Below are 26,050 nucleotides of genomic sequence, written 5' to 3'. Positions count from 1 at the left end.
GAGCGAAGAGTTCACCCGGGCGTCCCCGATGTGTCACACGTCGGTGGGGCCGTGGAAACGGCGGGGGCGGAGCATCGCCGGTGTGAGGATCCTCGTCATCACCGAATCGTTCCTTCCGCACATGAACGGCGTCACCAACTCCGTGCTCCGCGTCGTGGACCACTTCGCGGGCCAGGGTGACGACCTCGAGATCATCGCCCCCCAGTGGCCGCACGCCGACCGCTTCTGGCGCACCTCGGGTGGCCGTCGGGTCCGCGTGCACCGAGTGGCCTCGGTGCCGCTGGCCGGCTACACCGACGTGCGGATCGCGGCGGCGAGCGCGACCGGTCTGCGCCGCCGGATCGCCGATTTCGCCCCGGACGTCATCCACCTCGCCTCGCCCACGATCCTCGGGGGTCGTGCGGTCGTCGCCGCGCAGAAGGCCGGCGTCCCCACCGTCGCCGTCTACCAGACCGACATCCCCGGCTACACCGCCAAGTACGGGATGCCGTTCCTCGAGGCCGCGTCCTGGCAGCTGCTCAAGGACGTCCACAACCGTGCGACCGTGAACCTCGCGCCCTCCACCGCGACCCGTGACCAGCTCGCGGCCCACGGGGTGGAGCGGCTCGCGCTGTGGCGCCGCGGCGTGGACACCTCCCTCTTCTCCCCGTCGCTGCGCAGCGCCCGGCTGCGGGCCCGCTACGCGGAGGCCGACGAGAAGCTCGTGGTCTACGTGGGCCGCCTCGCTCCGGAGAAGCAGGTCGCGGATCTCCAGGTCATCCATGACACGCCGGGGGTGCGGCTGCTCGTGGTGGGCGACGGGCCCGAGCGGGACGCGCTGCGCCGGGCCATGCCGCGGGCGCGCTTCGCGGGGTTCCGCTCCGGCACGGACCTCGCCGCGCACCTCGCGAGCGCGGACCTCTTCATCCACCCCGGCGAGCTCGAGACCTTCGGGCAGACCATCCAGGAGGCCATGGCCTCGGGGCTGCCGGTCATCGCCCCGCGCCGCGGGGGACCGGTCGATCTCGTGACGCCGAGCCGGACCGGCTGGCTGTACACGCCGGGCATGCTCGACGAGCTCCGCGACCACGCCGCGGATCTCCTGTTCGACGACGCGAAGCGGCTCGCGTTCGGGCGGGCGGCGCTGGACTCGGTGCGCAAGCGCACCTGGCCGGTCCTCGCCGAGCAGCTCCGCGGCCACTACGCGACGGCGATCGCCCGGCACGCGGACGTGCACCAGCGCACCGTCCGCTGAACCGGGAGCGCGCCGTCGCATCCGGTCGCCGTCACATTCGGCCACAGATGTCGCCGCGGGTGCGCGCGATGGGGTGACATGGTCCTGTCGCCGCACGGCGGCCACCCTGCCCGCGGAAAGGACCACTCATGGCGCAGCGCCCCACCACCCGTCGCCCGCTCATCGGCGTGACCGCAGGGACCGGCCGCATGATGTCCGGCGCGTGGGAGGGGCACGAGGCCGTGACCCTCACCGCGCACTACGTCCGCGCGATCCGTGAGGCCGGCGCCCGTGCCGTGATCATCGCCCCGCAGGACGAGTGGACGGACGAGGAGGTCCAGGACCTCGACGGCCTCGTCCTCACCGGCGGCACCGATCTGGACCCCGCGCTCCTGGGCGAGGCTCCGCGGGAGACGGACATGGCGGCGGACCCGGCGCGCGACGCCTTCGAGACCGCGCTGTACCGTGCCGCGCGCCGTACCGGGGTGCCCGTGCTCGGCGTCTGCCGGGGCCTGCAGCTCGTCGTCGTCGCCGAGGGCGGCGACCTCCACCGTCATCTCCCCGTGGACCTCCCCGCGCATCCGCTCACGGGCATCGTCCCGACGCCCGTGACCGCGGAGGTCGACGCGGACAGCGACACCGCGCTCGCCGTCGGCACCCGCGCCGAGGTCACCGCCTTCCACCATCAGGGCGTGCGCGAGGTGCCCTCCTCGCTGCGTGTCGTGGCCCGCCACGCGAGCGGCCTCCCGCTCGCCGTCGAGGCCGTCGCCGGCAGCCCCGTCATCGCGGTGCAGTGGCACCCCGAGCTCGAGAGCGGGCACGGACCTGGGGAGGGCCTGTTCGCGGCGCTCGTCACGGCGTTGCGCACGGCGGGCCGGTCCGCGGCACCGTCGGCGCTGGTCTAGGATGGGCCACGACCGTCTGCGCCCCGTCCCGAACCCGGGACGGCCGGCGCGCCCGGGAGGAGCGGAGGAAGCAGAGCATGAGCACTGAGCAGGCCATCGTCGCCAAGGGCGATCACGTCGAGACCGTCGAACCGGCCACCACGTCGGAGGGCAACAGCACCGTCCTGTCGATCGTGCTGTTCGCGCTGCTGTTCGTCCTCTTCGCGGGCGGGCTGTACGTGCTGAGCCTGTTCACCCCTGTGACCTTCATCGTGGGTCTCGCGATGGTGTTGCTCTCGCTGTACCTCACCTTCGACACGGTCCCGCGCTTCCTCGTCTGACGAGGAGCGCCCCGCGACGACACGGGCCCGGCACCGCGAGGTGCCGGGCCCGTCCGCGTCCCGGGATCATCGGGTCATGAGGATCGCCCGTCCATCCGGACGATCGTCTCGAGCGCCATCACGACCATGTCCTCGAAGGTCTCCTGGCGCTCCTGGGCGCTCGTCTCCTCGCCCGTGACGAGGTGGTCGGAGACCGTGCACAAGGCCAGCGCCCGCCGACCGAACTGCGCCGCGAGCGTGTACAGGGCCGCCGCCTCCATCTCGATGCCGAGCACGCCGTAGCCGGCGAGCGTGCTCGTGACCTCGGGGGCGGGGGAGTAGAACTGGTCCGCGGAGAACAGCCCGCCCGCGACGACCGGCAGCAGCCGCTCCTCGCCGACGGAGGCCGCGATCCGCGCCAGCTCGAAGTCCGCGGCCGGGGCGAAGGTGACGTCCCCGAACCGGGCCCGGTTCATGGCGGAGTCCGTGGAGGCCGCGACGCCGAGCACCACGTCCCGCACGCCGACCCGCTCCGAGAGACCGCCGCAGGTGCCCACCCGGATGATGGTCTCGACGTCGTAGTCGCTGAACAGCTCGTGGGCGTAGATGGCGAGCGAGGGCTGGCCCATGCCGGAGCCCTGCGCGGAGACGCGGACCCCCGCGTAGGTGCCGGTGTACCCGAGCATGCCGCGCACGTCGTTGTACTGGACGGGGTCCTCGAGGAAGGTCTCGGCGATCCACCGCGCGCGGTAGGGGTCGCCGGGCATGAGCACGGCAGGGGCGATCTGGTCCGGAGCGGCTCCGATATGGGTCGACATGCCGCCAGCGTACGGTCGCGCGGCGCCCGGGCGGCGCGGCGCGCTGTCGCCCGGGGCACGAGGGCAGCACAATGGTGCCCCGTGAACGCTCACTCCCCGCAGCCCGGCGATGCCCGGCCCGCCACGCCCTCGCCCGGCGTCGCCGCGGACGCCCGCCGCGCCCGCTGGGCGGTCTCGCTGCTCTTCTTCCTCAACGGCGCCTCGTTCTGCGCGATCCTGCCCCGCTACCCCGAGCTGGTCGAGCACATCGGGCTCAGCAATGCCGCCTTCGGGCTCGCCGTCGGGCTCGGCCCCCTCGGAGGGCTCACCGCGGGCCTCACCGTCGCCGCCCTGATGACCCGGTTCGGCTCCGCGCGGGTGAGCGTCGCCGCCCAGGTGGTCGCCTCGACCGTGCACCTCGCCGTGTACGTCTCCGGATCCTGGCTGTGGCTCGCCCTCTCGCTGTTCCTCGCCGCGGCGGCCGACGCCGTCACCGACGTCGCCATGAACTCCCACGGCATGCGCGTCGAGCGCCGCTACCGCCGCTCGATCATGAACAGCTACCACGGCTGGTGGTCGCTCGGCGCGGTCACCGGCGGCCTCCTCGGCTCCCTCGCAGCCCAGATCGCCCTGCCGACCTGGGGACAGGGCGTGCTCGGCCTCGTGGTCTTCGGCGCGCTGGCGCTGCTCGCCCTGCGCGGCATGCTCCCCGGGCACGACACCCTCGAGAGGGAGCAGGCCGCCCCCGGCGGGGCCACCGCCCAGGCGGCGCCGTCGGCCGCCTCCGGCGGGGCCACCGCCCAGGCGGCGCCGTCGGCCGCCTCCGCCGCCGAGGTCCCCGCGGACCCGGCCCCCTCCGGCCTGCGGATCGCGGGCATGGCGCCGCGCGCGCTCGGACTCGTGCTCGCCCTCGGCATGCTGCTCGTCTTCGCCGGCTCCACCGAGGACGCCGGCAACACCTGGGGCGCCCTGTTCATGACCTCGACCTACGCCGTCGGCCCCTTCGTCGCGGGCATGGCCTTCGTGGCCCTCCAGGGGGCGCAGACCGTCGGACGCTTCACCGGGGACGCGGTCGTCGACCGGCTCGGCGACCGGACCACCGCCCGGATCGGCGCGCTCGTCTCCGCCGCCGGCATGTCCTTCGCGCTGCTCGTGCCGAGCCCCGTGACCGCCGTGATCGGCTTCGCCCTCGCCGGCTGGGGCGTCGCGACGCTGTTCCCCGCCGTGTACCGCGCGGCGGACGAGGTCCCCGGCGTCCCCCACGGAGTGGGCATGACCGTGGTCGGCTGGCTCGCCCGGCTCGGGTTCTTCGTCTCCCCGCCGATCATCGGCGCGCTCGCCGACGCCCTGACCCTGCGTCACGCCCTGTGGCTCGTGCCGCTCTACGCGCTGGGGATTCTCGTGGTCTCCGGCGCCCTCGCGGGGCGGGACCGCGGCGTGGAGGAGGGGAGCGTCAGAACCGGCTGACGTCCCCCGCGCCCTCCCGGGCGATCACGAGCTCCCCGGAGGAGAGGTCCACGACGGTCGTCGGCTCGATGCCCACCTCACCCGAGTCGATGATGACGTCCACCTGGTTGTCCAGCAGGTCCTGCACCACCCAGCCTTCCGCCGGCGGGTCCTCCTGGCCCGGCAGCAGCAGCGTCGAGGAGACGATCGGCTCGCCGAGCGCCTCGACGAGCGCATGGGCCACACGGTGATCGGGGATGCGCACGCCCACCGTGTGCTTCTTGGGGTGGGACATCCGCCGCGGCACCTCCTTGGTGGCCGGCAGGATGAAGGTGTACGGGCCCGGCGTCGCGTTCTTCACCAGGCGGAACACGGGGTTCGAGACGATGACGAACTGACCCAGCTGCGCGAAGTCCGCGCACACGAGCGTGAAGTGGTGGTCCTTGCCCACCTGGCGGATGCGGCGGATCCGCTCGAGCCCCTCCGGGGAGTCGAGCGTGCAGCCCAGCGCGTAGCAGGAGTCCGTGGGATAGGCGATGAGACCGCCGTCACGCAGCACGCGCACGGCCTGGTCGATGTTCCGCGCCTGCGGGTCCACGGGATGGATGTCGAGGTAGCGAGCCGAGGGAGCCATGCTCGATGCTACGTCCGCGAGCGCCGCGACGGCGGCATCCGCACATCAATCAGGCGACGACGACGAACTCGCGGCCGATCCACTTCGTGCGGCGCAGCCGCTGCACGGCGCCGATCGGGAGCGGTCCGTTGATGTGCGGGTAGCCGCGGCCGCGGCCGTCCCGATCCGCCTCGATGTCCACGGCGACGCCTGTCGCCTCGACGCGCGCGACGTCGATCTCGAGGATCACGAGGTCGGCAGGACGGTCCGGGTACACGCGCTTGGCGACCATCGAGACCTGCTCGGGCCAGCAGGCGTGCAGGAATCCCACCTCGGTGAGATCGCGACCCCGGGTGGAGCAGGTGTAGGTGCCCTCCCGGACGGCCGCCTCCCAGGCGGCCAGCTCGGTGATGTGCCAGATCAGGGGCGAGGGCATGAGGGGCAGTGTAGCGTTCCGTGCATGCACGAGAAGCCCGGCGGACCCCCGCACGTGCGGCTGGTCCACGACGAGGATCGCGATCGCTTCGAGGCGCTCGCCGGCGACGGCGTCGTCGGCGTGCTCGCCTACGGGCCGGACCCGCTCCGCGAGGGCGTCCGCGACCTGCGCTCCACGGTGGTCTCCGCGGAGCACGGCGGGCAGGGGATCGGCTCCGCGCTCGTCCGCGCCGCCGTCCAGGACTCCCGCGAGCGCGGCCTGCGTCTCACCGCCACCTGCTGGTTCGCCCGCGCCTGGCTCGAACGGCATCCTGAGCACCACGACCTCCTCGCCGACGTCCCCGAGGAGGGGAAGGACCCCCGGTGACCTATCGCATCCTCACCGTCTGCACCGGCAACATCTGCCGGTCGCCGATGGCCGAGTTCCAGCTGCTCGCCGCCCTCGAGGAGGCCGGCCTCGGCGACCGCGTCGACGTCGCGAGCGCCGGGACCACCTCCTACGAGGAGGGCAACCCCGTGGACCCCCGCGCCGGGGCCCTCCTGCGCGAGCACGGCATGGACCCCTCCGCGCACCGCGCCCGCGCCGTGACCCGCGAGGAGCTGTCCCGGGCGGACCTCGTCCTCGCCCTGGACCATGACCACGTCCGACCCCTCGAGCGCCTCGCCGGCGAACGGCTCGGCGAGCGTATCCGCATGCTGCGCTCCTTCGACCCGCAGGCCGGGGAGGACCTCGGCATCCGCGACCCCTGGTACGGCGGCGACGAGGACTTCGAGACCACCTACACGCAGGTGGACGCGGCCCTCCCGGGGCTCGTGGAGCACGTGCGCGGCGCCCTCGCCGCGGGCGGGCACGGCACCGCCTCATGAGCGCCCTCGGGACCGCCGCCGCGCTGCGCGCCGGGGACCTCGACGCCCGGGAGGTGACCGAGCAGGCCCTCGCCGCGGCTGCGACCCGCGGAGCCGCCGTCGGCGCCTTCGCCCACGTCCTCGACGAGCTCAGCCGGGAGCAGGCCGAACGGGCCCAGCACGAGCTCGAGGACGCCCGCCGCGCCGGGCGTCTCGAGGACCTCGCCCGCCGCCGGCCCCTGCTCGGCGTCCCGCTGCCCGTCAAGGACCTCACCCGCATCGCCGGCCAGCCCTTCGAGGCCGGGAGCACCGCGCTGCGCGGCACGATCGCGGAGGTCACCGACGGCGTCGCCGCACGGATCCTCGACGCCGGCACGGTGACGATCGGCAAGACCACCACGCCCGAGTTCGGCATGCCCGCGTACACGGAGCCCGCGACCGGTGCCCCGGCCCGCACTCCCTGGGACGTGCGGCGCACGGCCGGCGGATCGAGCGGCGGGGCCGGTGCCGCGGTCGCGAGCGGGGTCGTCGACCTCGCCCACGGATCCGACGGCGGCGGGTCCGTGAGGATCCCTGCGGCCTGCTGCGGCCTCGTCGGGATCAAGCCCTCCCGCGGTCTCGTCTCGACAGGTCCCTTCGGCACCGAGGGCGCCGGGCTCGTCGCCGACGGCATGCTCGCCACCACCGTGCGCGACGCCGCGGCCGGCCTCGACCTCATCGCCGGGCCCCGTCCCGGCGACGCCCAGCCGGCGCCGCTCCTGCCCGGCGGCTACCTCTCCGCCTGCGAGGCCCCGGCGCCCGAGGGGCTCCGGATCGGCGTGCTCACGACGCCCCTCGCCGCCGAGGTCGACGTCCACCCCGCCGCCCTGCGCGCCGTGGAGCGCACGGTCGCGCTGCTGCGCGACCTCGGACACCACCCCGTGCCGGTCCCCGCCCCCTTCACCCCGCAGGAATGGCGCAGCTTCATGCCTCTGTGGACGGTGGGCGCCGCGACGATCCCCGTGCCCCCGGAGCGCGAGGGCGAGCTGCTGACGCTCACCCGCTGGCTGCGCGAGCAGGGACGCGGGTACAGCGGGACGGACCTGCTCACGGCGATCTCCGGCGTGCAGGCGCTCGCACGACGCACGGGGGAGGCCTTCGCGGATCTGGACCTCGTCCTCACCCCGGGGCTCGCGGGCCCGCCCGCCCGCCCGGAGACCCTCCAGCTCGACGACGGCGCCGCGGACTTCGACGCGCAGTGCGCCTTCACACCGTGGACGAGCACCTGGAACATGACCGGCGCCGCGGCGATCGCGATCCCCGCGCACCGGGAGGAGGTCGATGGCGTGCTGCTGCCCTTCGGCGTCCAGCTGGGCGGCACCGGTCCCGGCGCCGAGGCCCTGCTGCTGCAGGTCGCCGCCCAGATCGAGCAGCACGACCCGTGGCCGCTGCGCGCCGCGGACGCCTCCCGGGGCGGGGCCGGCGCATGAGCGGGGCCGAGGAGGCCGCTGCGGCGGGCACGACATCAGGCGCGGAGGCGTCGGCAGGGCCCGGCGCGCCGGCGCCCGCACCCGTGCGCCCCGCTCCCACCGTCGCCGCGGTGCGCCTGGACACCTGGCTGTGGAGCGTGAGGCTGTACCCCACCCGCTCCGCGGCCACCGCCGCCTGCCGCGCGGGCCACGTGCGGCGCAACGGCGAGCCCACCAAGGCGAGCCAGAGGATCGCGGTGGGGGACGAGCTGCGCCTGCGCTCCCCGGGGCGCGAGCGCATCGTCGTGGTCACGCAGCTGCTCGGGAAGCGGGTGGGCGCGCCCGTCGCGCGCACCGCCTACGAGGACCACAGCCCGGAGCCGCCGCCGCAGCTCTTCGGCGCCCCGCCGCGACGGGACCGCGGCGCGGGACGCCCCACCAAGCGGGAGCGGCGCGCGCTGGACCGGCTGCGCGGCCGGGACCTGCCCGGCGCCGAGCACGACGAGGACCTGCCCGAGGACCGCGCCGGGCGCTGAACCCGACCGGACCGGCTCAGCGCGGCTGGCCGCTCGCGGCGAACAGCTGCTGGCGGTTGGTCGAGAGACGACCCAGCAGACCCGCCTCGAGGGCGACGACCTTGGGGTTCGCGCCGTCGGCCAGGAGCCGCTGGCGCACGGAGGCGAGATCCGCGCTCTCCCGGATGAACCGCTTCATGAGCGGCTTCGCGCCGATCTGCTTCGCCCAGGCACGCCCCTCACGGCGCCCCTTCCAGGTGGCGAGCATCGTGACCTCCTCGTGGGTGAGCCAGCCGGTGTTCGCGTAGTCGCCCAGGCGCACCCGGGTGAGGCGCGCCTCGTCCCAGACCAGCACGCCGATCAGGCACAGCCACAGCAGGGACAGCAGGGCCTCGAGCGCGAACATGATGATCGTGACGGTCCAGCCGCCGGCGAGGGAGGCGGTGAGGTTCCATCCGGCGTGCAGCAGCATCCCCGGGATCACGGCGACCACGAACACGAGCAGGCCCGAGATCGTGCCCCACTTGCGGGCGACGAAGCCCATGATCAGGCCCGTCAGCGAGGTGTAGATGGCGTGGCCGAAGATGTTCAGCGCGCCGCGCATGACGACCAGCACGGCGACACCGCCCAGGCCCATCTGATCGAAGCCGTTCGCGTAGTACAGGATGTTCTCGGTGAAGGCGAAGCCGCCGCCGATCAGCGCGCCGTAGATGAGGCCGTCCAGCGGCCCGTTGAAGTAGCGCCGGGCGAGCAGCATGAGGACCAGGAGCCCGAGGCCCTTCGTGGTCTCCTCGACGATTGGGGCGCTGATGACGGGGCCGAAGAAGCTCGTGACCGCCTCGCTGCCCGTGATCCGCCAGACGAGGACCGAGCCCAGGGTGTTCACCCAGAAGCTCACGAAGCTCGCGATGGCGGCACCCCACATCACCGCGATGAGCAGCAGCGGGATCGGCTGCGGGTCCCAGCGATCCGCGAGCAGGATGATCCCGACGATCACGACGAGGGAGAGGAACGCGAGGAAGCCCATGACGGGCCACCAGACGGGGCTCGAGGAGTACGACAGCGTGAGGTAGACGAAGAAGAAGCCGAGCACGAGGAGCAGGCCGATGCCGAGGACGGCCAGGGCGATCCAGGTGAGGACGGTGACGCGGGGGACCGGCTCCGCCTCGCGACCGACCTCCTGCACCCGGCGGGTCTGGGTCGCCCAGGCCGACTGCGGCTGCGGCTGGACGGGGCGCTGGATCTGCGCGGGGGCGTAGCGGGCCGCGGTGAGGCCCGAGGAGGGTCGCACGGAGGTGTCGTAGGAGCGGGGGATGCCGTAGTCGACGTACGGGGGCTGCGCCTGGAACCCCGGCGCACCCGCGGCGGGGGAGCCTGCGCCGGGACGGGGCCGGCTGGTGGGCTGCTGGGGGCGACCCGGGGGCGGCGGCCCCGGATGGGCGGACGGCGGCTGGGTCATGGGAGGAGCGCCTTCGGGATCGGGGAGGGACGACGGCGGTGCGCGTCGCCCGCGGGCGGTGCGGGGGAGGGGAGAACGGTGGAACCGATGGTTCCCTCCTCTCCCCGGCGGGACGGTCTGGATGCGATGCTATCGGTGACGGTCGCCACAGTGAGGGGGTCGTGCGGGAGTGTCGGGTCGGAGGGAAGCCCCGTCCCGACACTCCCGCACCTTGAGCGGAATAGACTCAACTCTGTACCCGTTGCACTTCATGTCCCCCGCACAGCTTGGAAGGAGCGCCATGGAGTTCCAGTTCACCACCCGATCGCAGGAAGCGATCACCGCCGCCGCCCAGCACGCCGCAGAGCTCGGCAACCCCCAGGTCAGCTCCCTGCACCTGCTGCAGGCGCTGCTCGGCCAGGCGGACGGCATCGGCCGTGCCGCCCTCATCGAGGCCGGTGCCGATCCGGCCGCCGTCCTCGAGCAGGTCGCGACCGCGATCGGACAGCTGCCCCGGGTCAGCGGCGACGGCGCCGGCCATCCGACCTTCGTCGGCGCCGGCTATGACGCCCTCGAGGCCGCACGCCGCGAGGCCGACGCCGCCGGCCGCACCTACCTGTCCACCGAGCACCTCCTGATCGGCATCGCGCTCGGCACGGACGCCGCCGCCCGCCTCCTCCAGGCGGCCGGCGCGGGCCCCGCCGCCCTGCGCGATGCCGTCACCCGACTCACCTCCGGAGAGGATCGTATGAGCACCCCCGATTCCCAGAACCCCGAAAGCACCTTCCAGAGCCTCGAGAAGTTCGGCCTCGACCTCACCGAGCAGGCCCGCGAGGGCCGACTGGACCCCGTCATCGGGCGCGACACCGAGATCCGCCGCGTCGTCCAGGTGCTCAGCCGCCGCACCAAGAACAACCCGGTGCTCATCGGCGAGCCCGGCGTCGGCAAGACCGCCGTCGTCGAGGGCCTCGCGCAGCGCATCGTCGCGGGCGACGTCCCGGACTCGCTCCGCGGCAAGCGCCTGATCTCCCTGGACCTCTCCTCGATGGTCGCCGGGTCCAAGTACCGCGGCGAGTTCGAGGAGCGCATGAAGGCCGTCCTCGACGAGATCCGCACGAGCAACGGCCAGATCATCACCTTCATCGACGAGCTGCACACCGTCGTGGGCGCGGGCGGCACCGGCGACGGGGCGATGGACGCCGGCAACATGCTCAAGCCCATGCTCGCCCGCGGCGAGCTGCGGATGGTCGGCGCGACCACCCTGGACGAGTACCGCGAGAACATCGAGAAGGACCCGGCCCTCGAGCGCCGCTTCCAGCAGGTGTTCGTGGGCGAGCCCAGCGTCGAGGACACCATCACGATCCTGCGCGGCCTCAAGGACAAGTACGAGGCGCACCACAAGGTCTCGATCACCGACGCCGCGCTGGTCGCCGCCGCGACGCTCTCGGACCGCTACATCTCCGGGCGCCAGCTCCCCGACAAGGCCATCGACCTCGTCGACGAGGCCGCGTCCCGCCAGCGCATGGAGCTCGACTCCTCCCCGGAGGAGCTGGACATCCTGCGCCGTCAGGTCGATCGCCTGCGGATGGAGGAGATGGCCCTCCAGGGCAGCGAGGACCCGGGCAGCATCGCCCGCCTCGACTCCGTGCGCGGTCAGCTTGCGGACCGCACCGAGCGGATGACCGCGCTCTCCGCCCGCTGGGAGCGGGAGAAGGCCGGGCTGAACCAGGTCGGCGAGCTCAAGGCCCAGCTCGAGCAGCTGCGGATGCAGGCGGACCGCGCCCAGCGCGAGGGCGACCTCACCGCCGCCTCGAAGATCCTCTACGGCGACATCCCCGCGCTGAAGACCCAGCTGCGGGAGGCGGAGGAGTCCGAGGCCGCGGGGGAGGTGGGCGACGAGCGACCGCTCGTGGCCGACCACGTGGGTCCCGATGACATCGCCGAGGTGGTGGGCACGTGGACGGGCATCCCGGCCGGTCGCCTGCTGCAGTCCGAGACGCAGAAGCTGCTCGAGATGGAGGACATCATCGGCGAGCGGCTGATCGGTCAGCGGCGCGCCGTGGCCGAGGTCTCCGACGCGGTACGCCGTGCCCGCGCGGGCATCGCCGATCCGAACCGCCCGACCGGCTCGTTCCTGTTCCTGGGGCCGACGGGCGTCGGCAAGACCGAGCTCGCGAAGGCGCTCGCCGAGTTCCTCTTCGACGACGAGCGGGCGATGATCCGCATCGACATGTCGGAGTACGGGGAGAAGCACACCGTCTCCCGTCTCGTCGGCGCCCCTCCGGGGTACGTCGGCTACGACGAGGGCGGGCAGCTCACCGAGGCCGTGCGGCGCCGGCCGTACTCGGTGGTCCTGCTCGACGAGATCGAGAAGGCCCACCCCGACGTCTTCGACATCCTGCTGCAGGTGCTCGACGACGGCCGGCTCACCGACGGCCAGGGGCGCACCGTGGACTTCCGCTCCACGATCCTCATCCTCACCTCGAACCTCGGCGCCCACGTGCTGCAGGACACGTCGCTGCCGGAGGCCGAGAAGCACGAGCGGGTCATGCAGGTGGTCCGCGCGTCCTTCAAGCCGGAGTTCCTCAACCGTCTCGACGACGTCGTCATGTTCGACGCGCTGCAGCGCGAGGAGCTCTCGCGGATCGTCTCCCTCCAGATCGAGGCGGTCGGCGCGCGGCTCGCGGACCGTCGGATCCGGCTCGACGTCGACGAGGCGGCGACGCACTGGCTGGCCGACGTGGGCTTCGATCCGCTGTACGGCGCGCGCCCGCTCAAGCGGCTGGTGCAGAAGGAGATCGGCGACGCGCTCGCACGGCTGATCCTGCGCGGTGAGGTGCTCGACGACGCCACGGTCGCCGTGCGCGTGGCGCCGGACGGCGACGGTCTCGCCCTGTCCGTCCTGGAGGGCGATCACCCGGAGGAGGACGTGGACGGCGAGGACCGGGGAGCGCCCGAGGACGGGGGGACCTCCGACGGGGCGACCGTTCCGGGCTCCGAGGACGCCTCCGGGGATCCCGCACTGCGCTGAGCTCGTGCCCGCGGGGAGGGCCGGACGGGTGAACCCTGTCCGGTCCTCCCGCCGTCTCAGGCGCTGCGGCGCTCCCACGGGAACGGCGCGTTCTCGAGCCGGTAGCGGTAGATCTTCTCGGTGTCGGTGATCTCGTCGACCTTCGCCTGCCAGGCCTCGCCCGCGCCGTGCATCGCCTCTCCCGCCTCCCGCAGCGCATCGCCGCTGCCGGGGGAGGCCATGTCCATGACATCGGCCCCGCGCCCGGCGACGGTGCCGATCGCCTCGCTGAGCGCGGGCACCGGGTTCGCTGTGAGCGCATCCGCGCTCGCTCCGAGGTGACGCAGCATGCCGCGCTCGCTGGCACGGGCCGCCCCGGCCCAGTCGCCCTCGCCCACGGACTCGGAGATCTCCGCGGAGGTCTGGGAGACGTTCGCGAACTGCTGGTCCACGGCGCCCGTGACGGTGTCGTAGACGGATCCCTCGCCCAGGGCGACGCCGGCAAGGTCATGGGGGATCCGGGCGAGGCCGACGATCGGTGTCGCGGCGCCCAGCCCCGCGGACTCCATCCGGGACTCGACCCCGTCGAGGAACTCCCTGCTGCTCTCGGTGAGCGTCGCGGCCGTCTGCAGACCGCCCAGCCCGGGGACCTGGCCGAACAGGATCTTCCGGTTCGTGGAGGCCTCGGTGATCCGGTCCTGGTCCAGGGCGAACGGGGTGTCGTCCTGCACCGCGCCCCGTTCCGGCACCGGAGCGGGCACCGGGTCGGGCAGGCCGTCGGTGGGGTCGTGGGGCAGTGAGGGGAGCGTCGGGTCGATCGGGGCGGCGAGAGGACCGCCGAGCAGCGGGCGGATCTTCTCGAAGGTCTCCCCGGCGCGCTCGCGCCAGCGGTCGAGGGTCTCGTGGGTGTCGAAGGGCTCGTCCGGCCCGGAGGGGCCGATCGGGTGGCCGAGCGGGCCCCCGATCCACGGGCCGAGGTCACCGGGGTCGGGCAGCCCCGCACCGGTGGACGGTCGCAGGCGCCCGCCGAGGTCCCGGAGACCCTCGAAGGCGTCCATCCGCACCATCGCGTAGGGATCCCCGCCGCCCTCGGCGGAGGAAGCACGCTCCTGGGCGTCGCGGTGGCCCTCGAGCAGAGCCCGGCGCGCGGCGAGCAGATCGCACGCGCCGCCCAGGTCATCGGTGACCGCGGTGGTGCGCGAGCGGTGCGCCGCGGCGTCCGGCCCGGTCCAGTCGACGGAGGCGGAGGCGCCGCGGAGCAGTTCGATGAGGTCCCGCAGGAGCTCGATCCGCTCGTCGATGCTCTCGATGTACTCGTCCATGTCGAGGGGGTCGCATCCCCAGAAGGTGTCCATGCGGCGAACCTAGGCGCGGCGGTGCGGCGCGCGCCGGGCGGCCGGCCGGACTGTGGACGACGGTGTCCTGGGGAGGAACCATTTCTGCGGGGCGCCTCCCCGCGGTCCTACAGTGGCGCGCATGTCCTTCCCCCACACTCCCGACCATCCTGCTCCCGCGCCGGCCCCCGCCCGCCAGTCACGGGCGAAGACCCTGCTGGGCACCGGGATCGGCAACGCGCTGGAGTGGTACGACTGGAACGTCTACGCGTCCTTCGCCGTCTACTTCTCGGCGCAGGCCTTCGACAGCAGCGACCGCACCTCCGCCTTCCTCTCCACGATGGCGATCTTCGCCGTCGGCTTCGTCGCCCGGCCCTTCGGCGGCGTCGTCTTCGGCTGGATCGGCGACCGGGTGGGGCGCAAGCACGCGCTCTCCCTCGCCGTGCTCGCCGCCTCGATCGGGTCCCTGCTCATCGCCGTGCTGCCCACCTACGGCACGGTCGGCGTGCTCGCCTCCTTCCTGCTGCTCCTGGCCCGTCTGATCCAGGGCCTCGCTCACGGCGGCGAGCTCCCCTCCGCGCAGACCTATCTCGCCGAGCATGCCCCGCGCGAGCACCGCGGCTTCTGGGCGAGCTCGATCTACGTGACCGGCACCCTCGGCCTTCTCGCGAGCCTCGTGCTGGGTCTCGCGCTCAGCACGGCCCTCACCGAGGAGCAGATGGCGGCCTGGGGCTGGCGTGTGCCCTTCGCGATCGGCGCCGTGCTGGGCCTCGTCGCGCTGTGGATCCGCCGCTCGATGGAGGAGTCCGAGGTGTTCGAGGCCTCCCGCGCCGAGGACGGCACCGCGGGTCCCCGGGAGAACGTCCTCGTGGGCCTGTTCGTGCACTGGCGCACGAGCCTCCAGGTCATCCTCATGACCGCGGGGCTCACCGTCGTCTTCTACATCTGGTCCGTCTCCATGGCCTCGCTCGCCTCCCAGAACCTGGGGTACAGCGCCCAGCAGGCCTTCGGCGCCTCGGTGATCGGCAACGTCGTGCTCGTGCTCGTGCTGCCTCTCTGGGGCGCGCTCTCGGACCGGATCGGCCGGAGGACCTGCGCGCTCATCGCCCTCGTGGGCAGCGGCATCTGCTACCTGCCGATGGTCTCGCTCGTGGAGGGCGGGCAGATGTGGCAGCTCGTCGTCGCGATCAGCGTGCAGCTCGGGCTCATCGCCGGCTTCCTCTCCCACGCCCCGGCGATGTACGCGGAGATGTTCCCGACCGCGCGCCGGACGAGCGGTTTCGGCATCCCCTACGCGGTCGCGATCGCCCTGTTCGGCGGCACCGCCCCGTACCTCAACACCGCGATCGGTGATCAGCACCTCTTCGGCGTCTACGCGATCGTGCTGATCCTCGTCTCGAGCCTGACGATCCTCACCCTGCGCGAGACGCGGGGCAAGGACCTCTCCGAGCCCGTCGGCCCCGCGCGGAGCGCCGCGGCGAGCAGCGAGGCCTGAGAGGCCGGCGCCGGCGTCCACGGGGCACCGGACGCACGACGGGCCGCGGGGAGCAGCGCTCCCCGCGCCCCGTCCGCATCCGCGGAAGGTGCCTCAGACGACGATGTTCACCACGCGCGGTGCCTTCACGATCACCTTGCGCACCGTCTGCCCCTCGAGCAGCTGCTGGACCCGGCCCTCGGCCATGACCAGCGCCTCGAGCTCGGCCTCGCCGATCTCGGGATCGACCTCGACCTTGTGACGCACCTTGCCCTTGATCTGGACCACGCAGGTGACCGCCTCGGCCTTGGCGAGCTCCGGGTCGGCGACCGGGTAGGGCGCCCGCACGAGGGACTCCTCATGGCCCAGTCGCTGCCACAGCTCCTCCGCGAGGTGCGGGGCGAAGGGCGAGACCATGAGCACGAGCGGCTCGAGCGCGGCGCGTGGCGCGCCGTTCTCACCGGAGGTCTTGGTCAGGTGGTTCACGAGCTCGATGAGCTTCGCGATCGCCGTGTTGAACTGCATCTGCGCCATGTCCCGGGTGACACCCTCGATCGTGCGGTGCACGGTCTTCAGGGTCGCCGGCTCCGGCTCGGCGTCGGAGGCGATCAGCTCACCGGTCTCCTCGGAGACCGCCAGGCGCCAGAGGCGCTGGAGGAAGCGCTGCGAGCCCACGACGGCGCGGGTCTCCCAGGGGCGGGACAGGTCCAGCGGGCCCATCGACATCTCGTACACGCGCAGGGTGTCCGCGCCGTACTCCTCGTACATGTCGTCGGGGGCGACGGCGTTCTTGAGCGACTTGCCCATCTTCCCGTACTCCTGGGTGACCTGCTCGCCCTGGTACGTGAAGGTGCCGTCGGCCTCGGCGACGACCTCCTCCGCGGGGACGTGCACGCCCCGGGAGTCGGTGTAGGCGAAGGCCTGGATGTAGCCCTGGTTGAACAGGCGGTGGAAGGGCTCCTGGCTCGTGACGTCGCCGCGGTCGAAGAGCACCTTGTGCCAGAACCGCGCGTACAGCAGGTGCAGCACCGCGTGCTCCACGCCGCCCACGTACAGGTCCACACCGCCCGTGCCGCCCGCCTCGCGGGGGCCCAGCCAGTACTCCTCGTTCTCCGGGCGCACCAGGTGCTCGGTGTCCGTGGGGTCGATGTAGCGCATCTGGTACCAGGAGGAGCCGGCCCACTGCGGCATCGTGTTCGTCTCGCGCAGGTAGCGCTTGGGGCCCTCGCCCAGGTCCAGCTCGACCTCGACCCAGTCCGTCGCGCGGGAGAGCGGGGTCTGCGGCTCGGTGTCCTTGTCGTAGGGGTCGAAGGTCTTCGGGGAGAAGTCCTCGACCTCCGGCAGGTCCACGGGCAGCATCGAGGCCGGCAGCGGGATCGGGGTCTCCGGGTCCGCGGGGTCGTAGACGACCGGGAACGGCTCGCCCCAGTACCGCTGGCGCGAGAACAGCCAGTCGCGCAGGCGGTAGGTGGTGCGGGCGCGGCCGAACCCCTTCTCCTCGGCGAAGGCGGTGGCGCGGGCCTTCGCCTCGTCCTTGTCCAGGCCGTCGAGGTCCAGCTCGGCGGAGGCGGAGTTGATCTTCTCGCCCTCGCCGGTCCAGGCGCCGCCGGTGAAGTCCTCCGGCGGGCGCACGGTGCGGATCACGGGCAGCTCGAAGCGGTCGGCGAAGGCGAAGTCGCGCTCGTCCTCCGCGGGGACCGCCATGATCGCGCCGGTCCCGTAGCCCGTGAGGACGTAGTCCGCGGTGAACACGGGGATCTCGCGGCCGTCCATGGGGTTCACGGCGAACCAGCCGGTGAACACGCCGGTCTTCTCGCGGTCGTCCGCGGTGCGCTCCTCCGCGCCGAGGGACGCGGCGCGCTCCTGGTAGGCGGTGACCGCCTCGCGCGGGCTCGCCGCGCCGCCGGTCCACGTGTCCTTCGTGCCCTCGGGCCAGGCGGCGGGCAGGGCGGAGGCGTCCTCGAGCAGCGGGTGCTCGGGGGAGAGGACCGTGAACGTCGCTCCGAAGAGGGTGTCCGCGCGGGTCGTGAACACGTCGAAGGTCGCGTCCTCGACGCCGGCCAGCGGGAAGGTGACCTCGGCGCCGTGGCTGCGGCCGATCCAGTTGCGCTGCATCGAGCGCACCGACTCGGGCCAGTCCACGCGGTCCAGGTCGTCGATGAGGCGGTCGGAGTACGCGGTGATGCGCATGTTCCACTGGCGCAGGCGCCGCGTGAAGACGGGGAAGTTGCCGCGCTCCGAGCGGCCGTCGTTGGTGACCTCCTCGTTGGCCAGCACGGTGCCCAGACCCGGGCACCAGTTCACCGGGGTCTCGGAGATGTAGGCGAGGCGGAAGGCGTCGGCCAGCTGCGCGATCTCGGCGTCGGAGGCGGTGGGGACCTCGGCGGCGGTGCGGCCGGCCCAGGCCTCGGGCAGTATGATCGACTGCCGCTGGGCGAGCGCGAACGGGTCGACGGTCCCGGCGCGCAGCTCCTCGCGCAGCTCGGCGATCGGGCGTGCGCGGCCGATGATGCCGTCGGCGTTCTCGGCCGTGGGGTCGTACCAGGAGTCGAAGATGCGCAGGAAGATCCACTGCGTCCACTGCACGAACTCGCGGTCGGTGGTCGCGAGGGAGCGGCGGGAGTCGTGGGACAGCCCCAGGCGGTGCAGCTGGCGGCGCATGTTCGCGACGTTCGACTCGGTGGTCACGCGGGGATGCGTGCCGGTCTGGACGGCGTACTGCTCGGCGGGCAGGCCGAAGGCGTCGTAGCCCATCGTGTAGAGCACGTTCTTGCCCAGCATGCGCTGATGGCGCGCGATGACGTCGGTCGCGATGTAGCCCAGCGGATGACCCACGTGCAGCCCCGCCCCCGAGGGGTACGGGAACATGTCCATGATGTACATCTTCTCGCCGAGCTCCGCGGCGGAGCGCCCGTCGGAGAGCGCGCCGACGGGGTTCGCGGCACGGAAGGTGCCCTCCTCGTCCCAGCGCCGCTGCCAGCGCAGCTCGATCTGATCCGCCACCTCTGCCGTGTACCGGTGGGGTGCCTCGCTCATGGATGTCTCGCCTTCCTCGGATGGTGCGGAGCCTCCGCACGACGGTCCTGACATGAAGAAACCCCCGCACAGGCGAGGGGAGCCGCGCCGGTCCCGAGCTCCGCGCCCGGCACCGTGGTGCGGGGGAGGCGGGATTGTCCGACGCGGCTACGGAAGCAGGAGCCGTCGAGTCACCCGGCCATGTTACCGCGCGTCGTGAGGGTCGGTCCTGCCTGCCCGGGGGAGCCGGTCGGGAGTCACACGCCGAGCAGCGCGGAGACGGCGAGCAGCGCGAGGACCGTGCCGATCGTCGTGATGAGGACCGTGTCCCGGGCAAGGTTCTCCGCGGCCTGGTAGCGGGCGGCGGCGACGTAGACGTTCTGCGCCGTGGGCAGGGCCGCCATGACGACGACCTCGTACAGCCCGTGGCCGCTGAGGCCGAACAGCAGCCCGATGCCGAGCGCGAGCAGCGGCATGAGCACGATCTTCGCGATCGAGGAGATCGCGATGAGGCCTCGGTAGCCGTCGTCCTTCGCGAGCGGCCTCGACCCGTGCAGGGAGAGCCCGTAGGCGAGGAGCATCGCGGGGATCGCCATGTCGCCGAGGGAGGAGAACGGCTCGAGGACCACCTCGGGCAGCCGCACGCCGGCGCCGGCGAGCACCCCGCCCACGGCGGCCGCGATGATCGTCGGGTTCGCACCGATGCTGCGGGCGACGCCGGCGAGCCCGAGCCTCGACTCCTGGGTCTGCGTGTGCAGGACGAAGAGGTACAGGGGCGTGTAGACCGCCTGCTGGAAGAGGATCACCGGCAGGGCGTGCGAGATGTCGCCGAGCACGTATGCGGCGATCGGGAAGCCCATGTTCGCGCCGTTGACGACGGAGCCGCTGATCGCGGCGATCGTGAGCTCGGTGCCGCGGCGCTTCGTGAACAGCCGCAGGCCCACCCACAGCAGCACGCCCATGAGGAGCCCGGAGATGCCGGCCACCGCCATCGGCACCGAGAACACCTCGCGGGGGTCGGACCCGAGCAGGCCCACGAGCACCAGGGCGGGGGAGGCGAGGAAGAAGGTCGCGCGGTTCAGGACGTAGCGGCCCTGGGGGCCGAGGATCCCGGTGCGCCCGGCGATCCATCCGATCGCGATGAGCGTCCAGACGATGAAGAACCCGGCCAGGACCCCGCTCATCGGGCGGGGGAGGGCACGGGGGTCAGCACGGTCCCGATCCTATAGGGGTAGGTGGATGTCCGCTGCTGAGGTCCAGCGCGCGGGACGGAACCCGGCCGGGGGAGCGGTCAGCGTGCCCCGACGCTGTGGCGGCCGCTGATCTGGTCGGCCATGCCCGGGACCGGCTCGGCACCGTCGTGGCCGAGGGCCACGATCCGGTTGAGGTCGTCGACGTGGACGACCTTCGGCTCGTGCTCGGCGACCTCGCGCTCGTCGAGCTGGCCGTAGCCCATGATGATGACGAGGTCCCCCGGGGCGACCAGATGGGCGGCCGCGCCGTTGATGCCGATCACACCGGTCCCGGCGTCGCCGCGGATCACATAGGTGGTCAGGCGGGCGCCGTTGGTGATGTCGGCGATCGTCACCTGCTCGTTCTCGACCAGGCCGGCGGCATCCACGAGATCGGCGTCGATCGTCACCGATCCCACGTAGTGCAGGTCCGCCTGGGTGACCGTGGCACGGTGGATCTTCGAGGTCATGAGAGTGCGCAGCACGTGCACCAGTCTCCCATGCGCGATGATGGGGGCGCCCGCATCCGTCAGGAGGATCACGATGCCCAAGGCTCGCCGCCGTTCCACCCACCGATCCAGCCGGTTCGAGGACATGGCCCTGCCCGAGGAGCTGCTCGGCGTGCTCGCCGAGCAGGGACTCGACCGCGCCTTCGAGATCCAGGAGGCGATCCTCCCGGACGCCCTCGCGGGTCGCGACGTCCTCGCCCGCGCGGAGACCGGCTCCGGCAAGACCCTCGCGTTCACGCTCGCGATGACCGCCCGCTTCCGGCACCGCAAGGTGCACCGCCGTCGGCCGCTGGGCATTGTGCTGGTCCCCACGCGTGAGCTCGCCGTGCAGGTCGTGGACACGATCCACCCCTTCGCCCGCGCCATCGGCGTGCGCGCCCAGCTCGTCTCCGGCGGCATGAACATCGACAAGCAGGCCGAGGCCCTGAACCGCGGCGTCGAGATCGTCGTGGCCACGCCCGGCCGCCTCATCGACCTCGCCGAGCGCGGCGGGATCTTCCTGGACCGCGTCGAGACCACGGTCATCGACGAGGCCGACCACATGGCCGATCTGGGCTTCCTGCCCCAGGTGCGCGACATCCTCGCCGCGACGGAGATGGGCACCCAGAAGATGCTCTTCTCGGCGACGCTGGACGGTCAGGTCGAGGAGATCGTCGACACCTTCCTCGTGGACCCGGTCACCCACGAGACCACCCCGGTCGCCGCGGCTGTCGAGACGATGGCCCACCACGTGCTCGCGATCGCCCCCTCCGCCAAGCGCGAGGTGACCGCCCAGCTCGCGAACCGCGAGGGCCGCACCCTCGTGTTCACGCGCACGCAGCTGGGCGCGGAGCGCGTCGCCCAGGAGCTCATCGAGGTCGGGGTCCCCGCCGCGGCGCTCCACGGCAACAAGCAGCAGGGCCTGCGCACCAACGTGCTCGCCGGGTTCCGGCAGGGCGCCTACCCGGTGCTCGTGGCGACCGACGTCGCCGCGCGCGGCCTGCACATCGACGACGTCACGATGGTGATCCATGTCGACCCGGCCGACGACGTCAAGGAGTACGTGCACCGCTCGGGACGCACCGCGCGCGCGGGCGCCGCCGGCACCGTCGTCACCCTTGCGCTCCCGCACCAGGTCAAGGTCACCCGCTCCGTGCTCGAGGGCGCGAAGGTCGAGGGGACCTGGGCCGACGCCCCCGACGCCTCGGTCGAGGCGATCGCGGCGCTGGGCGGTCGCACGCCGCTGGGCGAGCCGGCCGAGGACCCCGCCGCGGTGAAGTACAAGGGCGCCCCGCGCAAGCTCGACCTCAGCCGCAAGGGCGGGGCGAGCGCGCGCAAGGCGGAGGAGCGCCGCGCGAACGAGGAGCGGCGCGCCTCCTGGGAGGAGGAGCCGGAGAGCGGCTCCGGACGCCGCGGCGGCGGTCGCCCCGGCGGCGCCGGAGGTGCCGGCGGTGCCGGGTCCCGGGGACGCTCCGGCGCCCCCACCCGCGCCCCGCGCGGAGGGGCCTCCGGTCGTGGCCGCGTCGAGGGCGCCGAGCAGGGCGGCCGCGGTCGCCACGGCGCAGCCGACACCGGTCGCGGGCGGCGCGGCGGCGATGCCGGCCGCGGGCGTTCCGGGGGGTCCGACGCCGGTCGCGGCACAGGGCGCGGAACCGGCCGTGGCCGCGGCCCCGGCGCAGGCGGGAAGGGCCGCGGCTCGCGATGAGCATCAGCCTGTTCGACATGTTCAAGATCGGGATCGGTCCCTCGAGCTCGCACACCGTCGGACCGATGCGGGCGGCCGCGCTGTTCGCCCGTGAGCTCCTCGCCGATCCCGCGCTCGGCCCGCGCGTGGCGGACGTCGCCGTCCACCTCTACGGCTCCCTCGCGGCCACCGGGGCGGGCCACGGCACCCTCGACGCCGTCGTCATGGGGCTCGAGGGCGCGGACCCCGAGACCGTCGACCCGGTCGCCGCCCGGGAGCGGGTCGCGCGCATCGAGGCGGAGGGCGGGCTGCTGCTGGGAGGCGCCGTGCCCGTCTCCCTGCGGCCCTCCACGATCGTCCTGCACCCGCTGACCTTCCTGCCCCAGCACTCCAACGGGATGACCTTCCTCGCCCTCGACGCCGAGGGGGAGGAGGTCGCCCGACGACCCATGTTCTCCGTGGGCGGCGGCTTCGTCGTGGACGAGGCGGACATGGACCGCCCCCTCGCGGAGCTCGCCGCGGAGGACGACGGCCGGGCGATCTTCACGACCGGCGCGCAGCTGCTGCGGGTCTGCGAGGAGCGCGGCATCTCGATCTCCGAGGCGATGCTGCTGCGGGAGCGGCAGTGGCGCAGCGACGAGGAGATCCGTTCCGGGGCGCTCGAGATCTGGCAGGTCATGAGCGAGTGCATCGATCGGGGCGTCCGCACCCAGGGGGTGCTGCCGGGCGGCCTCGAGGTGAAGCGACGCGCCGCCTCGTGGTTCGACTCGCTGAGCGCCGAGGACCCGGTGCGCCTGCCGATGAACGCCTTCGAGTGGGTCTCCCTCGCCGCGCTCGCCGTCAACGAGGAGAACGCGGCGGGCGGTCGCGTCGTCACCGCGCCCACGAACGGGGCCGCCGGGATCATCCCCGCCGTGCTCCACTTCGCGACCCGGTACATCGAGGGCGTGGACCCGGACGAGATCGCGGTGCGCTTCCTGCTGACCGCCGGGGCGATCGGCTCGCTGTACAAGGAGCACGCGTCGATCTCCGGCGCCGAGGTGGGCTGCCAGGGCGAGGTGGGCTCGGCGTGCTCGATGGCCGCGGCCGCGCTGTGCGAGGCCATGGGCGGCAAGCCCGCCCAGGTCGAGAACGCGGCGGAGATCGCGATGGAGCACAACCTCGGGCTCACCTGCGACCCCGTGGGCGGGCTCGTGCAGGTGCCGTGCATCGAGCGCAATGCCATGGCGGCCGTCAAGGCGATCACCGCGGCGCGGTTCGCGCTGCGCGGCACGGGCGAGCACTTCGTGTCCCTCGACGCGGTCATCGAGACCATGCGGCAGACGGGCAAGGACATGTCCGAGCGCTACAAGGAGACCGCCATGGGCGGGCTCGCCGTGACGATGGGCCAGGGGGTCCCGGTCAGCGTCCCCGACTGCTGATCCGCACCTCGCGCGGGACGGAGGAGGCGCCGAGCCGGTCCCGGACCAGCGCCCGCACCCCGTGCGGCGTGATGACGCGTCCCTCCTCGTGCTCCTCCTCCTCCTCGAGCACCACGTGGGCCACGGTGCGCCGGCCGAGCTCCTCGTCGGGCACGAAGCGCAGGTGCACCGAGCGGATGCCGTCCTGCGACTGCAGCAGGCGCACCACGCCGCGGGGATCGCGGAGCATGCCGGGGCTCGCGTCCGGGGCGTCGGCCCGGGCGGTCACGTGCACGGAGCCCTGCTCGTCGATCTCGCCGTGGTCGGTGACGAGCCAGCGTCGGCGGGTGAAGGAGGTGCGGGTGCGCAGCACGCCGTCCCGCACCCGGATCTCCACGCCGTGGAGGGGCCTGCCGTCCACGGTGAGGGTCCCGGTCTCGACGCTCCCGTAGACGTCGTGGACCCGGGCGTGCCAGTGGCGGGCGAGGTCCGCGCGCAGCTCGTCGGGCAGGACGTCGGTCGTGGAGACGATCCGGTCGATGCGCAGCGGCACGTGGCCGCTGAGCTCGCGGTCCGCGGCGAGGATGTCCGCGAGGTGCACGGGGGTGCCCACGAGCATCCGCGGCGAGGTGCGGTGCAGCAGGGCGACCCGGTCCACGACCCGCAGATGGCTCACGTCCACGAGCGGGGACCCGGCGCTCAGCGCGGCGAGGGCGAGCAGCAGCCCGTGCGCGTGGACCCCGGGGATCGCGGTCGCCACGCGGGCTCCCCTGCGCACGCCGATCCGGCGGGCGAGGTCGGTGAGCGTGCGCAGCTGCGGGGCGGTGAGCGGCCCGCGCTCGAGCACCCGGGGGGCGCCGGTGGTGCCGCTCGAGCGCAGGTCGAGGTGGCCGTGGCCGGCGAGCGCCGTGACGAGCACCTGGCGCAGCGGCGCCCAGGGAGGGAGCTCGCCGAGCCGCGGGCGCTCCGCGCCGCGCCGCTCGAGCAGCTGGAGATGACCCTGGAGGTCGCCGGCCGTGAGCTCGCCGTGCACGTCGATGAGCACGACGGACCGGGGTCGCGTCGCGGCCCGCAGCCGCAGGGCGGTGCGGGCGTGGGCGAGCCGGCCGGGACGGTGCAGCGCCATGCTCACCGCACCCCTGCGCCCGGACGCGGCGCGCTCTCCCCGGTGCGGGCGGGGAGGTGCGGACCGGCGGTGCCGCGGAGCGGACCGTCGGAGGAGGGGAGTGCCATGGGCACCACGGTAGTCGCGACGCGTCGTCGCCGCAGGTGCGCCCGTCCTCCGGGCCGTGTGCCGGAGGTGCGGGGGCCTGCGCGTCCGCTCCGTGCCCCGGGCCCCTCGCCGGCTCGCACCGTCGAGCCCTTGCCGCGCTCGTCCACCATTGCTAGCATCCTCGCATGGTAGAGAGCAGCTCGAGGTCCCGCCCCCCGAAGGTGCAGTTCAACGTGTACCTGCCGCCGGATCTCGTCCGCGAGGTCAAGCACCGAGCGATCGACGAGTCCCTCAGCCTCAGCGCGCTCGTCGAGGAGGCGCTCCGGCGCTATCTCGACGGCGACCGCGCCTGACGTCGGCAGTCCCGCCCCCACCGCAGGAGATCCCGTGACCACCATCGACCCCGCCTCCGACACCCCCATGTTCACCGTCTTCCCCCTGCGCTTCACCGATGACGTCCCTTCGATGATCGCGTTCCTCCGTACGCTCGGCCTCGAGCGGCTCGTCACCGCCGGCGACGACGCGTTCGGCGACCTCGCCGCCGGCGCCGGACGGGTCATGCTCCACTCCGTCGCCGGCGCGGCGAGCGGTGCCCGCCCCGGGGACACCGACCTGTGCCTCGCCGTGCCCGATGCGGACGCCGCCGCGGCCCACCTCGAGGAGGCCGGCGTGGAGGTCTCCGTGTGGGACGAGAGCTTCGGCCGCCAGGGCCGGATCGACGGACCGGCGGGGGAGGGCATCTCCCTGAACGAGGATCAGCAGGACCTGTACGGCTACCAGGGCCACGACGCCTCCGGAGCGGACGCCCGCCTCGCCGTCGTCGCGGTGCTCGCGAGCGAGGACCCCGAGCGTGACGCGGCCCATCTCGCCCACCTCGGCCTCACCCCCGTCGGCCCCGCAGCGCCCGGCTGGCAGAAGCTGCGCGGGCCGGGCCGGGCGGGCTCGATCGGTCTGCACGCTCCGCTGCCGGGAGCGCCCCGCACCCGTGTCACCTCCTCCGAGTACGGCGACGCGCTCCAGGTGCGTCTGGGCTTCTCCACGACGGAGGATCTCCGGTCGCTGGCCGACCGGCTCACCGCGGCCGGGCACGAGGCGCGCGTGGTCGAGGGCGAGGGGGTGAGCGCCGTGCACGTCACCGATCCCGACGGGATCGCGCTCGAGATCCATCCCCGACAGGACGGCTGAGGGCACCGCGCGCGGGGGCGCGGACGGCGCCGCCCGGAACCTCGGACTGCGACCTGTGGC

23 protein-coding genes are annotated in these 26,050 nt (G+C 73.3%); 14 read left to right on the top strand and 9 right to left on the bottom strand.

The genetic code is table 11. The annotated features are described in order from the left end of the window. Positions 1-82 precede the first annotated feature (82 nt). The 3 genes from ABD080_RS00665 to ABD080_RS00655 all read left to right on the top strand — a co-directional run bounded on the left by ABD080_RS00665 (position 83) and on the right by ABD080_RS00655 (position 2,438). Complete coding sequence (locus ABD080_RS00665) at positions 83-1,234, top strand: glycosyltransferase family 4 protein (RefSeq protein WP_343903312.1); 1,152 nt, start codon at positions 83-85, stop codon at positions 1,232-1,234. Between the two features lie 128 nt (positions 1,235-1,362). Then, positions 1,363-2,118 carry a gamma-glutamyl-gamma-aminobutyrate hydrolase family protein gene (locus ABD080_RS00660; RefSeq protein WP_343903311.1) on the top strand — a complete coding sequence of 252 codons (756 nt, stop codon included), beginning with the start codon at positions 1,363-1,365 and terminating at the stop codon, positions 2,116-2,118. Positions 2,119-2,195: 77 nt separating this feature from the next. Continuing rightward, entirely contained in the window at positions 2,196-2,438 is a 243-nt protein-coding gene (locus ABD080_RS00655; protein WP_240811123.1) for a hypothetical protein, read from the top strand. 74 nt (positions 2,439-2,512) lie between these two features. On the opposite strand, the gene deoD is transcribed toward ABD080_RS00655, so the two are convergent. Continuing rightward, positions 2,513-3,235 carry a purine-nucleoside phosphorylase gene (gene deoD, locus ABD080_RS00650; RefSeq protein WP_137771103.1) on the bottom strand — a complete coding sequence of 241 codons (723 nt, stop codon included), beginning with the start codon at positions 3,233-3,235 and terminating at the stop codon, positions 2,513-2,515. Between the two features lie 81 nt (positions 3,236-3,316). Between deoD and ABD080_RS00645 the strand changes: the two genes are divergently transcribed. Further along, positions 3,317-4,681: an MFS transporter gene (locus ABD080_RS00645; RefSeq protein ID WP_343903310.1), complete on the top strand. Its 1,365-nt coding sequence runs from the start codon at positions 3,317-3,319 to the stop codon at positions 4,679-4,681. Here the strand turns inward: ABD080_RS00645 and ABD080_RS00640 are convergent. Then, positions 4,668-5,294, bottom strand: coding sequence for an L-threonylcarbamoyladenylate synthase (locus ABD080_RS00640; RefSeq protein ID WP_259360237.1), 627 nt, complete (start codon positions 5,292-5,294; stop codon positions 4,668-4,670). The two genes, ABD080_RS00645 and ABD080_RS00640, sit on opposite strands and share 14 nt — an antisense overlap. Before the next feature lie 49 nt (positions 5,295-5,343). Beyond that, a complete protein-coding gene (locus ABD080_RS00635) occupies positions 5,344-5,709 on the bottom strand; it encodes a DUF952 domain-containing protein (protein WP_137771100.1) in 366 nt (121 codons plus the stop codon). Positions 5,710-5,733: 24 nt separating this feature from the next. Here ABD080_RS00635 and ABD080_RS00630 point away from each other — a divergent pair, with 24 nt between their 5' ends. The 4 genes from ABD080_RS00630 (at position 5,734) to ABD080_RS00615 (ending at position 8,538) form a co-directional block, all read left to right on the top strand. Next, positions 5,734-6,075 carry a GNAT family N-acetyltransferase gene (locus ABD080_RS00630; RefSeq protein WP_137771099.1) on the top strand — a complete coding sequence of 114 codons (342 nt, stop codon included), beginning with the start codon at positions 5,734-5,736 and terminating at the stop codon, positions 6,073-6,075. Further along, positions 6,072-6,575, top strand: coding sequence for a low molecular weight protein-tyrosine-phosphatase (locus ABD080_RS00625; protein WP_343903309.1), 504 nt, complete (start codon positions 6,072-6,074; stop codon positions 6,573-6,575). The genes ABD080_RS00630 and ABD080_RS00625 overlap by 4 nt, the downstream gene beginning before the upstream one ends. Next, positions 6,572-8,023 carry an amidase gene (locus ABD080_RS00620; RefSeq protein ID WP_137771097.1) on the top strand — a complete coding sequence of 484 codons (1,452 nt, stop codon included), beginning with the start codon at positions 6,572-6,574 and terminating at the stop codon, positions 8,021-8,023. Before ABD080_RS00625 ends, ABD080_RS00620 begins: the two co-directional genes overlap by 4 nt. A gap of 83 nt (positions 8,024-8,106) precedes the next feature. Further along, the gene (locus ABD080_RS00615; RefSeq protein WP_240811311.1) at positions 8,107-8,538 is read left to right on the top strand and encodes an RNA-binding S4 domain-containing protein; all 432 of its coding nucleotides are present in this window, start codon (positions 8,107-8,109) and stop codon (positions 8,536-8,538) included. A gap of 16 nt (positions 8,539-8,554) precedes the next feature. Here ABD080_RS00615 and ABD080_RS00610 read toward each other — a convergent pair whose 3' ends face one another. After that, on the bottom strand, positions 8,555-9,976 hold the full coding sequence (locus ABD080_RS00610; protein ID WP_343903308.1) for a PrsW family intramembrane metalloprotease: 1,422 nt from the start codon (positions 9,974-9,976) through the stop codon (positions 8,555-8,557). Positions 9,977-10,256: 280 nt separating this feature from the next. Between ABD080_RS00610 and clpB the strand changes: the two genes are divergently transcribed. Further along, positions 10,257-12,986, top strand: coding sequence for an ATP-dependent chaperone ClpB (clpB, locus tag ABD080_RS00605; RefSeq protein ID WP_343903307.1), 2,730 nt, complete (start codon positions 10,257-10,259; stop codon positions 12,984-12,986). Positions 12,987-13,042: 56 nt separating this feature from the next. Here clpB and ABD080_RS00600 read toward each other — a convergent pair whose 3' ends face one another. Continuing rightward, positions 13,043-14,320 (bottom strand): hypothetical protein, encoded by a 1,278-nt coding sequence (locus tag ABD080_RS00600; RefSeq protein WP_343903306.1) that lies wholly within the window; start codon positions 14,318-14,320, stop codon positions 13,043-13,045. 121 nt (positions 14,321-14,441) lie between these two features. Between ABD080_RS00600 and ABD080_RS00595 the strand changes: the two genes are divergently transcribed. Then, entirely contained in the window at positions 14,442-15,794 is a 1,353-nt protein-coding gene (locus ABD080_RS00595; protein ID WP_137771092.1) for an MFS transporter, read from the top strand. A 93-nt stretch (positions 15,795-15,887) separates the two neighbouring features. Here the strand turns inward: ABD080_RS00595 and leuS are convergent, their stop codons facing one another. From leuS to panD, 3 genes are all read right to left on the bottom strand, one after another. Further along, a complete protein-coding gene (gene leuS / locus ABD080_RS00590; RefSeq protein WP_343903305.1) occupies positions 15,888-18,809 on the bottom strand; it encodes a leucine--tRNA ligase in 2,922 nt (973 codons plus the stop codon). Positions 18,810-19,045: 236 nt separating this feature from the next. Next, positions 19,046-19,972: an AEC family transporter gene (locus ABD080_RS00585; RefSeq protein WP_137771090.1), complete on the bottom strand. Its 927-nt coding sequence runs from the start codon at positions 19,970-19,972 to the stop codon at positions 19,046-19,048. A gap of 107 nt (positions 19,973-20,079) precedes the next feature. Then, positions 20,080-20,505, bottom strand: coding sequence for an aspartate 1-decarboxylase (gene panD / locus ABD080_RS00580; RefSeq protein ID WP_137771089.1), 426 nt, complete (start codon positions 20,503-20,505; stop codon positions 20,080-20,082). Positions 20,506-20,563: 58 nt separating this feature from the next. Here panD and ABD080_RS00575 point away from each other — a divergent pair, with 58 nt between their 5' ends. Then, positions 20,564-22,213: a DEAD/DEAH box helicase gene (locus ABD080_RS00575; protein ID WP_343903304.1), complete on the top strand. Its 1,650-nt coding sequence runs from the start codon at positions 20,564-20,566 to the stop codon at positions 22,211-22,213. After that, positions 22,210-23,613, top strand: coding sequence for an L-serine ammonia-lyase (locus ABD080_RS00570; protein ID WP_343903303.1), 1,404 nt, complete (start codon positions 22,210-22,212; stop codon positions 23,611-23,613). The genes ABD080_RS00575 and ABD080_RS00570 overlap by 4 nt, the downstream gene beginning before the upstream one ends. Here the strand turns inward: ABD080_RS00570 and ABD080_RS00565 are convergent. Next, positions 23,594-24,718, bottom strand: coding sequence for an AMP-binding protein (locus tag ABD080_RS00565; protein WP_343903302.1), 1,125 nt, complete (start codon positions 24,716-24,718; stop codon positions 23,594-23,596). The two genes, ABD080_RS00570 and ABD080_RS00565, sit on opposite strands and share 20 nt — an antisense overlap. A 272-nt stretch (positions 24,719-24,990) precedes the next feature. Between ABD080_RS00565 and ABD080_RS00560 the strand changes: the two genes are divergently transcribed. Further along, entirely contained in the window at positions 24,991-25,158 is a 168-nt protein-coding gene (locus tag ABD080_RS00560) for a ribbon-helix-helix domain-containing protein (protein ID WP_264451556.1), read from the top strand. A 34-nt stretch (positions 25,159-25,192) separates the two neighbouring features. Beyond that, a complete protein-coding gene (locus ABD080_RS00555) occupies positions 25,193-25,990 on the top strand; it encodes a VOC family protein (RefSeq protein ID WP_343903301.1) in 798 nt (265 codons plus the stop codon). Positions 25,991-26,050: the final 60 nt, after the last annotated feature.

It is taken from the genome of Brachybacterium rhamnosum (assembly GCF_039526185.1).
Taxonomy (GTDB): Bacteria; Actinomycetota; Actinomycetes; order Actinomycetales; family Dermabacteraceae; genus Brachybacterium; species Brachybacterium rhamnosum.
Note: the sequence above shows the minus strand (reverse complement) of the source record. Positions and strands in the feature narration are given on the sequence as shown.